The organism is Amycolatopsis sp. 3B14 (assembly GCF_050958625.1).
Lineage (GTDB): Bacteria > Actinomycetota > Actinomycetes > Mycobacteriales > Pseudonocardiaceae > Amycolatopsis_E > Amycolatopsis_E thermoflava.
This window is the reverse complement of record NZ_JBHZEN010000034.1, coordinates 1-13,923: the sequence shown is the minus strand read 5'-3', so window position 1 is coordinate 13,923 and position 13,923 is coordinate 1. Positions and strand designations below refer to the sequence as shown.

The following is a 13,923-nucleotide window of genomic DNA, read 5'->3' as shown; positions in this document are numbered from 1 at the left end:
CTTGAATGTTTCAAGCTTGATGCTTTACGGTCGGATGCATGATCACCTCTTCCGACGAGCGCCTGCGACGGCAGGCCGGCATCCACTCACTGCGGCTGGGCGACACGAGGGTGACGTTCGTGCCGGACGGCGTGGTGCACCTGCCGCCGCGCGGCTGGCTGCCGGACACCACCGACGACTTCTGGCTCGCGCACCCGGAGTACCTGGACGACTCCGGTCACCTGGTGGCGAGCCTCGGCGGGCTGCTCGTCGAGCACGGCGACCGCGCGCTGCTCATCGACGCCGGCTTCGGGCCGGAGTCCCTGCCACCCGATCCGGGCACGCCGCGCGGCGCGATCCGCGGCGGTGCGCTGCCGGCGAACCTTGCCGCGCTCGGCCGGTCCCCCGCCGGCATCGAGGCGGTGGCGTTCACGCACCTGCACCCCGACCACACCGGCTGGGCCTGGCACCTCGCTCCCGACCGGCCCCTCTTCGCGCACGCCGACTACCTGGTCGCCGAACCGGAATGGGCCGCGCGCGACGCGACGGCACGCGACATCGCCGCGCTGGCGCCGCGGGTCCGCACGGTGCGCGACGGGCAGGAAATCTTCCCCGGCGTGCGGATCCGGACCAGCGCGGGCCACACCGCGGGGCACGCCGAGTACGTGATCACCGGCGGCGGGCAGCGGCTCATCGCGTTCGGCGACGCGCTGCACTCACCGGTCCAGGTGGACCACCCGGAGTTCTCGGCGGCGGTCGACCACGATCCGGCCCGCGCCGCCGCGCACCGCGCCCGCCTCGTCGCCGAACTGTCCGAACCGGACACGATCGGGTTCGGCATCCACTTCGCTGACGTGGTGTTCGGGCGGGTCCGGCGGGGCGGCGGCGCACCGGCGTGGCAGCCCCTTCCGCCAACCGGGGATCACTGATCGAACTCGCTCGGTCACCGGATAGCGTTTGCCGTGTGAAGACGTCGACAGTGATCGCGATCGTGCTCGGCGTGCTGCTGTCCTTCGCCTCCGTCGCCGGCGCGGCCGGCTACCTGTGGTCGCAGGGCAGCGACGCGCCGCCGCCCGCCCCCGGCCTGCCCGCCGTGTGGCCGGGCAAGGACGGCGAACTGCCGCGCCGCGTGCCGATGCCCTCCGGCGAGATGCTGGCCGCGCTGCCCGCGGGCAGTTCCGGTCACGTGCTGTGCCAGGCGTTGTCCGAGCAGCGCTGGGAGGCGGTGCTCGGCGGCGCCACGTTGCGCGAGGTGCGGGGCAGCGTCTGCCACCTCGTCACTGGGAGCCTCGACGTCAGCCTGCGCCTCGACAACGTGCCCGCCACCCTCCGGTCGCCGCAGTCGGTGACGGTGTCCGGGCGGGCTGCGGAGGTCGAGTCGAGCGGCACCGTCAACGCGCGGCTCAACGTCCACCTGGTCGACGACGCGCCCAGTGGCGAGGTCCACCCGTACCTGCGCCTCGACATCACCCGCTACGCCGTCACCCGCCCGGGCCTCACGCTGGACGACCTCGCCACGTCGATCGCGCGGGACGTCATCGACGCGACGATGGCGCCCGGCCCGGACCTGCCCGCACAGGGCCGCGACGCGGTGATCGCCATGCGGGTGACCGAGCCGATCCCGGGTTACGGCATCCAGGACGCGCCGTGGCCGGTGGTGTCGTGGCAGCTGTGCACGCAGCTCGCGAGGGCGATGGGCACGAGCCCGTCGGCGGCGAAGCCGAGGTTCGACGGCCGCTGCACGGTGCGCACCGTGCAAGCCGCCCTGACGGACGACGTGACACCGCGCGCGTACCCGGACACGCTGGCCGGCCGCCCCGCCCTCATCACCGACGAGGTGGTGGCGGTGAAGCTCGATCAGGGCTCGAGCCAGGAACTGGCGTTCACCGGCACAGGCCGCGACCTGAAGTCACTCGCGGAAACGGTGCTACCCGCCCTCCTCGGACGCTGAGCCCCAGCGCCCGAGCACCCGTGCCCGACGGGGTGCGGACAGTCAGGTCACTCGCGTGATCCCGGGCGTTGCACTCCGCACGGAGGTCCTCCGCACCCAACGAGTCACGACACCGAGCGGCGCCCGGGCACCAGCGCGTCAGGCGGCCTGCGACCGGTCCGAGCGGCGGCGCGCGTTGAGCACCCGCAGGCCGGCCAGGCGCACCGGCCGCGTCATGCCGCCGCGGCGGGCCAGCACCGCCGCGCACGCCACGGCGGCCACCGCGGAGATCACGCCGCCGATGAGGAACGGGGACCGGCCGCCGAAGGTGTCGGCCATCCAGCCGACCATCGGGCCGCCGATGGGGTTCCCGCCGATCAGCACGAGCACGTAGAGCCCCATGACGCGGCCGCGCATCTCCGGGCTCACCGACGTCTGCACCAGCGAGTTCGCCGTGTTCAGGAACGTGATCGTGGCGAACCCGAGCGGGATCAGCGCGATGCCGAACGCCAGGTAGGTCGGCATGAACCCGGCGACGAACTCGACCGCGCCCAGGCTGAACGCCGCGATCAACAGCAGCCGCACCCGCGGACGGCCCCGCGCCCCGCGCCGGGCCGCCATCAGCGAACCCGTGAACGTCCCGACCGCGAGCAGCGTCGACAACAGCCCGTACCCGTCGGCCTGCGTGCCGAACACGTTGCCCGCCACGATGGCCAGCGACGTGAAGAACGTGATACCGAAAGTGCTGACGAAGAACACCAGCACCATCAGCGAAACCAGGTCCGACCGCCCGCGCACGTGGGCCAGCCCCTCGCGCAGCTGCCCCTTGGCCCGCGCGACGGCCGGGCCGCGGAACAGCTTGTCCGGGTCCATCAGCAGCAACCCGGTGATCACGGCCAGCGTGCTGACCGCGTTCGCCAGGAACATCCACCCGGTGCCGACCCACGTGATCGCGAACCCGGCGATGGCGGGCCCGACGATCCGCGCCATGTTGAACACCGACGAGTTCAACGCGACCGCGTTCGTGATCTGCTTGCGCCCCACCATCTCCGCGACGAACGACTGCCGCGCGGGCACGTCCAGCGAGCTGAAGACGCCCAGCACGAAACACAGGACGTAGACCTGCCACAGCGTCACCACACCGGACACGTCGAGCAGCCCGAGCACCAGCGCCTGCACGCCGATGCCGCTCTGGATGGCGATGCAGAGCTTGCGCTTGTCCACCCGGTCCGCCAGGACACCAGCCCACAGGGACAGCATCAGCGTCGGCAGGAACTGCAGCGCCACCGCGATCCCCAGCGCCACCGGGTTGTTCCCGGACAGCTCGAACACCAGCCAGTCCTGCGCGATGCGCTGCATCCAGGTGCCGATGTTGGAGATGATCTGGCCGGAGAAGAACAACCGGTAGTTGGGCACCCGCAGCGAGGCGAACATGCTCGCCTTCGGCTGCGCCTTCTCCCCGGGCTCCGCGGCCGGGGCGGCGGGCTTGGGACGCATCCGGCCGGAGGGCGCGGTGCAGGCGGCGCGGTCGGCGGGTGGCGCCTGGCCCCGGGTACCTGTGTTCGTCAGTTCGGACTGTCCGTCAGTACCCGTGTTGAGCCCCACCGTTATTCGTTCCCCGCCATCCTGTCGATGATCTCGGCGGCACGGGCGAGCACTTCCCGCTCGTCGCCGCTCAGTTCTGCCAGCTTCCGGTCCAGCCAGGCCTCGCGCACCGAAATCGTCTCCCCGACGAACGCCAGGCCCCGCTCGGTGAGGGCGACGATCGACTGCCGCCCGTCCGTCGGGTGCGGGCTCCGCTCGACGAACCCGAAGTCCTCCAGCGCCGCGATGACCCGGGTCATCGACGGGGGCTGGACACCCTCCTTCGCCGCGAGCTTGCCCGGCGTGAGCGGTCCGCACTTGTGCAGCGTGGACAACGCCGCCAGCTGCGTGAGCGAGACGTTCTCGTCGGTGCGCTGCGCCCGGAGCTTGCGGTTCAGCCGCACCACCGCGAGCCGCAACCGGCTCGCCAGGGCGCGCTCCCGCATATCGGACACATAGTTAGCATACCTTACGATCAATCGACCTCGCGGGTGAAATCGATCGCACCTTTACTTTCGGCTGAACCAGCTCACGACCACGCCGTTGTCGAACACCCTGCGGTCGGTCACCTCGAACCGCGTCGGGTCGAACTTCCCGTCCACCATGGGGATCCCGTCCCCGGCGACCACGGGGTAGCTCTTGATCACCAGCCGGTCGACCTCCGGCCAGACCGCCCCGGCCAGCTTGCCCCCGCCGGAGAGCCAGATGTCCTTGCCCTCCTCCTGCTTGAGCGAGCGGACCAGGCCGAGCGGGTCGCCCCCGACCACCGTGACGGCGGGGTCGGGGCTTTCGCGCAGGGTGCTCGACACGACGTACTGCCGCAGGTGGGCGTACGGGCTGGTGACACCGATGCCCAGCGCCGGCCGGTAGGTGCCGAGCCCCATGACCAGCGTGTCGATGTTCTCGTTGGGGGCGTCGGCGATCCCGGCCGCCTCCCGGATCATGGTCGGCACGGTTTCCGGGAAGGTCTTCAGCATCCACCCCCGGTAGGCCTCGAACTGGGCACCCTCGCCCTCGGGGTAGAAGTCGAACTCGCCGCCCGGGCCCGCGATCCGGCCGTCGATGCTGACCCCGACGTAGTAGACCAACTCTCGCATATCGCTCCGTTCGTAGTACTCTGTCTGTAGTGGTTCGACCGTAGTACTACAACTGGAGTGGTGTCAAATGGTGCGCAGGAACGAGGAGCGACGGGCGGCTCTGCTGGACGCCGCGATCGAGGTGCTGGCCGCCGAGGGCGCGCGCGGGCTGACGTTCCGGGCCGTCGACAAGGAGGCCGCCGTGCCGGCCGGCACGGCATCCAACTACTTCGCCAACCGTGACGACCTGCTGCACCAGATCGCCCAGCGGTTCTACGAGCGCATGGAGCCGGACGCGGCGACGATCGAGCGGCAGCGGACCGCGCCGCGGGACCGGGCGACCTACACCCAGCTCATGCGTGAACTCGTGGCGCGGATCACCGCGTTCTCCAGCGGCTACCTCGCGCTGCTCGAACTACGCCTGGAGGCCACCCGCCGCCCGGAGCTGCGCAAGCTGCTGACCGAGCGCGTGCGCGCCGACGTCGACGCGAACGTTACCTACCACGAGCAGTCCGGGCTGCCCGGCGACGCGACCGCGGTGCGGCTGCTGATCCTCACCCTCAGCTGGATGATCGTCGAGCAGCTCACCCTGCCCGACGTGTACGGCGAAGCCGAGCGGGACGAGCTGATCGCGGCCGCGGTCGAGCGGCTCGTGGTGGAGTGACTCAGCCGATCGCGTCCTGGATCGGCCCGACCGCGAAGTAGGCCACGAATGCCACGGCGATGACCCACAGCAGCGGGTGCACCTTGCGCGCCCCGCCCGTCACGGCCTGGATCACGACGTAGGAGATGAACCCGACGCCGATGCCGTTGGTGATCGAGTAGGTGAACGGCATGACGACGATCGTCAGGAACGCGGGCAGCGCGATCTTGAAGTCGGTGAAGTCGATCTCCCGCACCTGGCTGATCATCAGCGCGCCGACGACCACCAGCGCGGGCGCCGCGGCCTCGACCGGGATCACCTCGTACAGCGGCGTGAAGAACATGGCGCCGAGGAACAGCAGCCCGGTGACCACGTTGGCCAGCCCGGTGCGCGCGCCCTCGGCGATGCCGGACGCCGACTCCACGAACACGGTGTTGGAGCTGGACGAGCCGGCACCGCCGGCCACCGCGCCGAGGCTGTCCACGAACAGGGCCTTGCCGGTGTTGGGCAGCTCGCCGTCACGGTCCAGCAGCCCGGCCTCCTTGCCGAGGCCGGTCATCGTGCCGATGGTGTCGAAGAAGTCGGTGAGGATCAGGGTGAACACGATCAGCGCGGCGGTGATGGCCGGGACCTGCACCCACGCGTCGAAGTTCACCTGGCCCAGCAGCGACAGGTCCGGCCAGCCGGCGATCCGGTCCGGCAGCGCCGGGTACCCGAGGTTCCAGCCCTTCGGGTTGGTGCCGCCGGCCGGGCCCGCGTTGACGAGCGCCTCCAGGATGATCGCGATCACCGTCGTCACCAGGACGCCGATGAGGATCGCGCCGCGGACCCGCCGCGCCACCAGGACACCGGTGATCAGCAGCCCGATCACGAACACCAGCGTCGGCCAGCTCGCGATCGACCCGCCGATGCCGAGCCCGACCGGCACGGTGGTGTTCGCCGCGTCCGGGATGCGCCGCACGAAACCGGCGTCCACCAGGCCGATCAGCGTGATGAACAGGCCGATGCCGACCGCGATCGCGGCCTTCAGCGCGGGCGGCACGGCGCGGAACACCATCGTGCGGATGCCGGTGAGCACCAGCACCAGGATGATCAGGCCGTTGAGCAGGACCAGGCCCATCGCGGCGGGCCAGCTCATCTGCGGCGCGACGCTGACCGCGATCAGCGAGTTGATGCCGAGCCCGGTGGCCATCGCGAACGGGTAGTTCGCCACGACGCCCATCAGGATCGTCATGACGCCCGCGATCAGCGCGGTCACGGCCGCCACCTGCGGGACCGGCAGGATGTTGCCGAACAGGTCCTTGTGCGCGCCCGCGTCCTGGGCCGAGAAGCTGCCGATGATCAGCGGGTTGAGCACCACGATGTAGGCCATCGTGACGAAGGTGACCAGCCCGCCGCGCACCTCGCGGCCGACGGTCGACCCACGCTCGGTGATCTTGAAGAACCGGTCGAGTCCGGTCCTGCCGCCCTGCACAGCCATGCAACCTGCCTTACCTGGTGCCACTGGGATGACCCGCGGGTAGCCTTCCTGACGTGGCCGATCCGATCAACGCCGGGGATGTTAAACGTCCGTTGCTTCCGGTGCCCGAGTTACCCGAGCGGCTGGTGGTGCTCTACCCGGTCGTCGCGGTCGGCACACTCGTGTGGTTCGCGGGTTTCCTCGTGCTCGGCGGGATTCGCCTGTTCGGAACGGGCGGGCCGGCGAGCGTGTGGATGTGGACCTGCCTGTCCGGCGGCGTGCTCGGGCTGATGGGTATGGGCATCATGAGCTGGCAGCGCTGGGCGCGCCGCCACGGCAGCCGCAGCGCGCAGACCGGTCTCTGACGGGCGACGTAGAGCGCGGCGGGGTTGCCCGGCGGCCGGCCCGGCAGGGGGTCGATCGAGTCGATGTGGACGAACCCGTGCCGCTCCCGGAGCCGCCGCGTGGCCACGTACGGAGCGGCCGTCGCGTTCAAGGCGTTCTACAGCAGGTAGGTCGTCGTCGCGGGGTCGTTCAGCACGGCCTCCACCAGGTGGCGCTCGGACCAGCGACCGGCAGCCCAGGCGAACGCGCGGGCCAGCCCTTCGGGCGAGTCCTCCGCGTGATGTTCCCCGTGAAACGTCCCACTTTCGACCCACCACGGCGTGGCGCGCTTGACTCCGTCGACCTCGACGGTCAACTCGTCGTGCACCACGAGCCCGCCCTCGGGCAGTGGGATGTCCAGCAGCTCCGCGGCCAGGACCAGCGCGGTCATCTCCGCCCACGGCACGAACTCGCCGTCGCTACTGACCCGGGCGTCGGCGTGTTCGGACAGCAGCGGGATGTCCAGCAGCTCGGCGAGCGCGGCCACGTCCGCGCCCGGCGCGGCGGCGACCAGGCGTTCCGGTGCCCACACCGCGCCCAGCCACGGCAGGTCCAGCACCGCGGTCCGCTCGGCGTCGACCACGGACCCGTCGACCGTGCGCACCCGCTCGGGCGCGTCCAGCTCGGCCCACTCCAGGTCCGCGGCGGCCAGCAGGGCGTGCGCGCGCAGGATCAGGCCCGGCGGGACCTCGCGGTCCGGGTCGCCGAGCCGGTCGAGCAGGTCGGCGGCGTCGTCGAGGTTGCGCACGGCCAGCTCCGCCCGGACCCCGGCGGCGGCCAGCACGTCCGGGCGCACCCCGACGTCGGGCACCGGGTCGTACAGGCCGGTCAGGCTCGCCGCGTCCGGCAGCCGCCACTCGGCCGGCGCGCGGCCGGCCAGCAGCGCGTTGCGTTCCAGCCAGGCCGCGGACGGGCTGTCCGGCATCGTCAGCGCCTGCCAGGTCTCGCGCTGCCCGGCGATCAGCCGCAGCGCCTGCGGCCAGGCGTCGTCGGCGACGAGGTCGAGGTCGCGGATCTCCGGCTGCTCGTCGGAGTTGTCCACCACGAGGAACTCGTCGAGCACCCCGAGTTCGGTGAGCACCCGGGACGGCCACTGCTCGGCGAACTCCGCGTCCAGCACGGAGAACGGACCGTCCTCTTCGAACACCTCGGGGTCGAAGACCTCGCGCAGCGGCGAGTTCGGCAGCACCAGCTCGTCCGCGCGCCGCCAGCCGTCCGCCGACGGCAACGCGAGCGCGCCCAGCCCCTCCGCGGAGGTGTCGGAAACCAGGCGCAGCACGGCTTCCGCGAGCGGGCGGGTGTCCAAACCGGACTCGGCGTCGGCCACGCTGCGCTCGATCGCCTCACGCAGCGCGGGCGCGTCGAGCAGGTCCGCCGCCTCCGCCTGCTTCGCGCCGAGGCGCTCCAGCAACGGGTGCGCCGCCTCCGGGTGGACCAGCCGCAGCCCGCCCACGTCGGCGTCGGCCAGCAGGTCGAGCAGCTCCGACGCGCCGAGCAGCAACGCGCCGCGCGGGCCGGGCAGCGTCCGCCCGTCCGCCAGCGGCACCGGCAGAGCGCCCAGCTCGTCCGCGGTCACCTCGTGGTTGTCCAGCAGCGGCAGGAAGGCGTCGTACAGCGAACGCCACCACTCCGGGTCCCGGTCCACGCCGATCAGCAGGTCGACCAGGTCGGCGACGTCGAGCCGGTCGGCGTCGACGGTCGCGAGGAGCTGCGCCGGCTCGTAGCCGCTGATCCCGGCGAGCCCGGGCACGACACCGGCGAGCAGTTCCAGCAGCCGCGGCGACTCGACCGACAGCACCCGGGCGCTCGACGGCACGAGGTCGTCACCCTCGGCCGCGGGCAGCCATGCCTGCGTCGCGAGCTGCCTGCCGACCAGCTCACGCAGCTTACCGTCCACTTCGGACAGCGGGAAACCCGCTTCGGGCACCAGCTCCAGCCGGTCCTCCGGCGCGAGCTCGCGTACCAGCGCCGGGTACTCGCGGGCGGCCGCGGCGAGCGCGTCGTCGGCGCCGGGCAGCACCCGGCGGCGGGACGGCTCCAGCGGCACCGTCGCGATCAGCCGGGCAGGCAACGACAGCCGCTCGTCGGTGGGCGTCGGGGCGTGCAGGACGTCCTCGGTCAGGCGCCCGTCGACCGGCTTCGCCCACACCACGTTCTCGCCGACCCTGGTCAGCCAGCGGACCGTCCCGGACGGGGTGGACAGCTCCACCACACCGTCCACTTCGGATCTCGTCCACTCCGCGCCGGGCGCCTCGATCCGCGCCAGCCAGGGCAGCGACAGCAGCAGGTCCTCGGCTTCGTCGTGCAGGCGGGCCAGCAGCTCGTCCGCGTCCACGCCCTCGCGCAGGGGCAACCGGACCTCGGTGTCGAAGCCGGCGGGCAGGTCCTCGTCTGCCGGCCACGGCAGGCGCAGCACCGGCACCGCGCCGTCGCGCCCGGCGGCCTCCCGGGTGCGGGTCTCGGAGAACGCGACGCCGCCGGTCCGCGAGATCACCCGCGGTTCGCTGCTGACCGCGAGCACCGCCGCGAAGCCGACGCCGAACTGCCCCACCGTGTCGCCCTGCTTGGCCGACGCCCGCAGCGAAGCCAGCGACGCCACGCCGGCGGCGTCGAGCGGCGCGCCGGTGTTGGCGACGCGGAGCTCGCGGGCGGCCACGGACACCCGCAGCGTGCCGGGGGCGCCGGCCAGCGCGGCGGCGTCGGCCGCGTTCTGCGCCAACTCGACGAACAGCCGGTCGCGGTAGCCGCCGACCCGCAGGTCGGTCTCGGCGTTGGTGTCTTCGGTGAACCGGGTCGGCGAGTCCCGCCAGGCCCGCAGCACCGAGGCCCGCAGCGCCTCGGTGCCGAACGGATCACTCAGCTGACTCACTCGCCGTCTCGACGTCCGCGGTCGCGCCCGTCTCGGTCTTCGGCTCCTCGACCGGCTCCATGTCCAGCAGCGAGTCGTCGTAGACCAGCTCGGCGACCGGCACCGACGAGGTCACCTCGACCTCGACCTCGGAGTGCGCGCCGCAGCCGTACTCGGCGTGCACGACGTTGCCGTCCGCCGGGGCGATCTCGTTGCCACACACGCCGAAGGCGGCGCGCAGCGATCCGGCCAGCGGGAGGTAGAAGCCACACGTGCCGCAGTGGGCGGGCGCGCTGCGGGCCATGTCCGACCGCGGCCCGAACTCGCCGCGGTGCCACCGCGTGGCGGCCTCCTCGCGGCCGAAGCGGGACAGGACGTGCACCCGGCCGAGCCCGGCCTCGTGCGCGACCTCCTCGACCGCCGGGTCGTCGGACTGCAGGTACGCCGGGACCAGCCGCGGGTCGTCCTTGTCCGGGGGGAGGATGTCGCCGACGCCCAGGTCGCCCGCCCGCACCCGACGTTCCCACGGCACCCACTGCGGGGCGATCAGGGCGTCCGGGCCCGGCACGAGCACGACCTCGCTGACCGTCACCGGGGCGTCCGCGCCCGCGCTCGCGACCGTCACCGACCAGCGCCAGCCGCGGTAGCCCGGCACGTTGGCCTCGAAGAGGTGGCTCGCCGACACCGCGTCCTCACGCGACACGCCGACGTGCGCCCCGACCTGCTCGGCCCCCGCCTCTTCGACCGCGGCCTCGCGCGCGAGGTCGACTGCCTCGGCGAGAGCGCGCTCCACGGAGCCGTCGTCCAGGGTGAGCAGCAGCGTCATACCCCAATTGTGCCCCGCGCGCCTCCGGCGGCCGTGTCAGGGTGGAGGCGTGCGCACCCTGATCACCTTGACCCTCGCCACGGTCGTCGCGCTCGCGGGCTGCGCGGCGGCGGCGCCGCCCGCGCCTGCCACGGTTCCGCAGCTCACGGTGCAGGTGCTGGAGACGCTGCCGCACGATCCGGCGGCGTTCACGCAGGGCCTCGAGTTCTCCGGCGCCACCCTGTACGAGGGCACCGGGCTGGTCGGGCAGTCGTCCGTGCGGGCCGGCGCGCCCGGGCAGCCGCCCACCACGCGCGTGGACCTGCCCGCGCCGCTGTTCGGCGAGGGCATCACCGTCACCGGGCCGACCCTGTGGCAGCTGACCTGGCAGAACGGTGTCGCGATCGAACGGGACGCGCGGACGCTCGCCGAGCTGCGGCGCGTGTCCTACGACGGCGAGGGCTGGGGGCTGTGCCACGACGGCGGCCGTCTGGTGATGAGCGACGGCTCCGACCGGCTCACCTTCCGCGACCCGGCCACGTTCGCGGAGACCGGCGAGGTCACCGTCCACCACGGCGAGCAGACCTTTTCGCAGCTCAACGAACTGGAGTGCGCCGGCGGCGCGGTGTACGCGAACGTGTGGCAGACCGACCGGATCCTGCGGATCGACCCGGCGACCGGCGAGGTCACCGGGCAGATCACCGCGGCCGGGCTGCTCACCCCGGCCCAGGCGTCGGCCGCGGACGTGCTCAACGGCATCGCCGCGGTTCCCGGCACGGACGAGTTCCTGATCACCGGGAAGCTCTGGCCGGTGATGTTCCGGGTGAAATTCGTGCCCGCTTCCTGATCACCGAGCGCGTCGGCGCAGGAATACGGCAAGATTGACGTGTGGGGCGCAAACGGAAGTGGACACCGGCACCGGGTGCCGGGCAGCCGTGGCGCGCCCAGGGGCGCTTCTACCCCGAGTCGGCCGCGGTGCCGAACGCGGACGAGGCGCCGACGAGCGCGTTCCCGGCAGGCGGGCGCACATCACCGCCGCCACCGCCGCGTGGCGCGCGGCCGTACCCGCCGCGGCAGAGCCCGCCGCCGCAGCAGCGGCCGTGGCACAGCGAGCCGCCGCCCCGCCGCACGGAGCCGCTTTACGAGCACTACAACACCGACGGGTACGCCGACCACAACGCGCGTCCCGAGCCGGAGCCGGCCGCGGAGCACCGCACGGAGGCGACCGCAGGGCCGCTGCCCCGGATGCCGAAGAAGCTGACCGTCACCCGCGTCGCCGCGCTGCGCAGCCGTGAGCTGGGCGGCCGCGCGGTCGGCATGTTCCAGCGCGCGACGAAGGCCGACGGCGCGGACAAGTCCGGCCTCACCTCGCTGACGTACGCGGTGATGCTGAACTACGCCAGCGACGCGGCGATGGCCATCGCGCTGGCCAACACCCTGTTCTTCGCGGCCACCAGCGGTGAGGGCCGCGGCAAGGTCGCGCTGTACCTGCTGATCACCATCGCGCCGTTCGCGCTCGTCGCACCGGTCATCGGCCCGCTGCTGGACCGGATCCAGCGCGGCCGCAGGCTCGCGATGTGCCTCACCTCGGTCGGCCAGGTGCTGATGGCCGTGCTGATGGCGCTGCACTTCAACGACTGGGGCCTCTACCCGGCCGCGCTCGGGAAGATGGTGCTGTCCAAGTCGTTCACGGTCCTGAAGTCGGCGGTCACCCCGCGGGTGGTGCCGCCGGACATCACGCTGTCGAAGACCAACGCGCGGCTGACGGTGTTCGGGCTCGCGGCGGGCGGTGTGTTCGGCGCCATCGCCTCCGGCGTGAACTCGCTGTTCGGGTCGGCGGGCGCGTTGTGGTTCACCGCGTTGATCTGCGCGGCGGGCGCCGTGCAGGCGATGCGGATCCCGGCGTGGGTCGAGGTGACCGAGGGCGAGGTCCCGGCCACCCTCAAGGCGCACCCGGCGAAGAAGAAGAAACGACAGCCGCTCGGCAGCGACGTGGTCCTCGCCCTGTGGGGCAACGGGACCATCCGCATCCTCACCGGGTTCCTGATGATGTTCGCGGCGTTCGCCGTGAAGGCGCAGGCGGAGCAGACCGGGCAGAGCCCGTTCATGCAACTGCTGCTGCTCGGCCTGATCGGCGGCGCGGCCGGGGTCGGCGGGTTCGTCGGCAACGCGCTCGGCTCGCGGCTGAGCTTCGGGCACCCCAGCCAGGTCGTGCTCGGCTGCGTGGGCGCGGCGCTGGCCTCGACGATCCTCGCGACGGTCATGGCCGGGATCGTCACGGCCGCGATCGTCGGTCTCGTCGGCGCCACGGCCAGCGCGCTGGCGAAGATCAGCCTCGACGCGGTGATCCAGCGCGACCTGCCGGAGGAGTCGCGGGCGTCGGCGTTCGGCCGGTCGGAGACGGTGCTGCAGCTGGCGTGGGTGTTCGGCGGCGCGATCGGGCTGCTGCTGCCGCCGACGTACTGGATCGGGTTCCTGGTGGTGTCGATCCTGCTGGCGGTGGGGCTGGTGCAGACGTTCCTGCTGGAGCGCGGCTCGTCGCTCCTGCCAGGGCTGGGCAGCAGGCGGGACCGCAGGCCGGCGCGGACCGGCAGCGGGGCCGCTCCCCGCGTGCAGTGAGCCGACCCGTAGGGTTTCCGGCATGCGGCGAACTTTGCTGTTGCTGTCGGCCGGTGTGCTGGCGCTGACCGGGTGCTCCGCCACGGTCGGCCCGCCCGAGGTCACGTTCTTCGGCGACGGTCACACGGTCAACGCCGAGCCGATCGTGAACTGCGACGCGCTGTTGAAGTCGTGCTCGGAGAACCCGGACGCCGCCGTGACGCTCAAGGTGCGGCCCGGCAAGCCGGTGCAGATCTCCGTGCCGTCCGAGATCGGCGACACGCCCTGGCTGGTGAACGTCCAGTACGCCAACGCCAAGGGCGAACTGCAGCCGGTGAAGCAGCAGTTCTTCTCGCCCGGGGACAAGCTGGCCTACACCGCTACCGGAGCCGCGCCGGACGACCAGCTGGTCGTTGTGGAGGTGCAGCAGCTCGGAGCTGCCTATGCGGCTGATCAGGCCGGGAATCCGATTCTGGACGAGAACGGGAATCCGCAGTTGGTGGCGCGGGCTTTCTGGTCTTTGCAGGTTGAGCCGGGTTCGTAGCCGCTACGCGGGTTGTTAGGGCGCCGGGCTTCGCTTCGCTACGCCGCGATTGAGCCCTCCCGAACCCGATCTT

At 72.2% G+C, this 13,923-nt stretch carries 13 protein-coding genes; 7 read left to right on the top strand and 6 right to left on the bottom strand.

What is annotated here, in order from left to right; translation table 11 throughout:
• Positions 1 to 38: 38 nt before the first annotated feature.
• Both ACCP09_RS20010 and ACCP09_RS20005 read left to right on the top strand, forming a co-directional pair.
• Positions 39 to 908 (top strand): MBL fold metallo-hydrolase, encoded by an 870-nt coding sequence (locus ACCP09_RS20010; RefSeq protein ID WP_433748793.1) that lies wholly within the window; start codon positions 39 to 41, stop codon positions 906 to 908.
• A gap of 35 nt (positions 909 to 943) precedes the next feature.
• Positions 944 to 1,930, top strand: a complete 987-nt coding sequence (locus ACCP09_RS20005; protein ID WP_433748790.1) for a hypothetical protein — start codon at positions 944 to 946, stop codon at positions 1,928 to 1,930.
• Between the two features lie 138 nt (positions 1,931 to 2,068).
• Here the strand turns inward: ACCP09_RS20005 and ACCP09_RS20000 are convergent, their stop codons facing one another.
• The 3 genes from ACCP09_RS20000 to ACCP09_RS19990 all read right to left on the bottom strand — a co-directional run bounded on the left by ACCP09_RS20000 (position 2,069) and on the right by ACCP09_RS19990 (position 4,590).
• A complete protein-coding gene (locus tag ACCP09_RS20000; protein WP_433748885.1) occupies positions 2,069 to 3,343 on the bottom strand; it encodes an MFS transporter in 1,275 nt (424 codons plus the stop codon).
• A 173-nt stretch (positions 3,344 to 3,516) separates the two neighbouring features.
• Complete coding sequence (locus tag ACCP09_RS19995; RefSeq protein WP_037322880.1) at positions 3,517 to 3,939, bottom strand: MarR family winged helix-turn-helix transcriptional regulator; 423 nt, start codon at positions 3,937 to 3,939, stop codon at positions 3,517 to 3,519.
• A 63-nt stretch (positions 3,940 to 4,002) separates the two neighbouring features.
• On the bottom strand, positions 4,003 to 4,590 hold the full coding sequence (locus tag ACCP09_RS19990) for a dihydrofolate reductase family protein (RefSeq protein ID WP_433748787.1): 588 nt from the start codon (positions 4,588 to 4,590) through the stop codon (positions 4,003 to 4,005).
• 67 nt (positions 4,591 to 4,657) lie between these two features.
• On the opposite strand from ACCP09_RS19990, the gene ACCP09_RS19985 reads away from it, so the two are divergent.
• Complete coding sequence (locus ACCP09_RS19985) at positions 4,658 to 5,233, top strand: TetR/AcrR family transcriptional regulator (protein ID WP_433748784.1); 576 nt, start codon at positions 4,658 to 4,660, stop codon at positions 5,231 to 5,233.
• Between the two features lies 1 nt (position 5,234).
• Here the strand turns inward: ACCP09_RS19985 and ACCP09_RS19980 are convergent, their stop codons facing one another.
• Positions 5,235 to 6,692 carry an NCS2 family permease gene (locus ACCP09_RS19980; protein WP_027933846.1) on the bottom strand — a complete coding sequence of 486 codons (1,458 nt, stop codon included), beginning with the start codon at positions 6,690 to 6,692 and terminating at the stop codon, positions 5,235 to 5,237.
• Between the two features lie 53 nt (positions 6,693 to 6,745).
• On the opposite strand from ACCP09_RS19980, the gene ACCP09_RS19975 reads away from it, so the two are divergent.
• The gene (locus tag ACCP09_RS19975; RefSeq protein WP_378335056.1) at positions 6,746 to 7,036 is read left to right on the top strand and encodes a DUF2530 domain-containing protein; all 291 of its coding nucleotides are present in this window, start codon (positions 6,746 to 6,748) and stop codon (positions 7,034 to 7,036) included.
• 137 nt (positions 7,037 to 7,173) lie between these two features.
• On the opposite strand, the gene ACCP09_RS19970 is transcribed toward ACCP09_RS19975, so the two are convergent.
• Positions 7,174 to 9,924: a sacsin N-terminal ATP-binding-like domain-containing protein gene (locus ACCP09_RS19970; RefSeq protein WP_433748779.1), complete on the bottom strand. Its 2,751-nt coding sequence runs from the start codon at positions 9,922 to 9,924 to the stop codon at positions 7,174 to 7,176.
• Complete coding sequence (locus ACCP09_RS19965) at positions 9,908 to 10,729, bottom strand: DUF3027 domain-containing protein (protein WP_431909675.1); 822 nt, start codon at positions 10,727 to 10,729, stop codon at positions 9,908 to 9,910. Before ACCP09_RS19965 ends, ACCP09_RS19970 begins: the two co-directional genes overlap by 17 nt.
• Positions 10,730 to 10,778: 49 nt before the next feature.
• Here ACCP09_RS19965 and ACCP09_RS19960 point away from each other — a divergent pair, with 49 nt between their 5' ends.
• The 3 genes from ACCP09_RS19960 to ACCP09_RS19950 are packed head-to-tail and all read left to right on the top strand — an operon-like array spanning position 10,779 to position 13,850.
• Positions 10,779 to 11,555: a glutaminyl-peptide cyclotransferase gene (locus tag ACCP09_RS19960; protein ID WP_433748776.1), complete on the top strand. Its 777-nt coding sequence runs from the start codon at positions 10,779 to 10,781 to the stop codon at positions 11,553 to 11,555.
• A gap of 41 nt (positions 11,556 to 11,596) precedes the next feature.
• Complete coding sequence (locus ACCP09_RS19955; RefSeq protein ID WP_027933841.1) at positions 11,597 to 13,327, top strand: MFS transporter; 1,731 nt, start codon at positions 11,597 to 11,599, stop codon at positions 13,325 to 13,327.
• A gap of 22 nt (positions 13,328 to 13,349) precedes the next feature.
• A complete protein-coding gene (locus tag ACCP09_RS19950; RefSeq protein WP_431909669.1) occupies positions 13,350 to 13,850 on the top strand; it encodes a DUF2771 family protein in 501 nt (166 codons plus the stop codon).
• Positions 13,851 to 13,923: the final 73 nt, after the last annotated feature.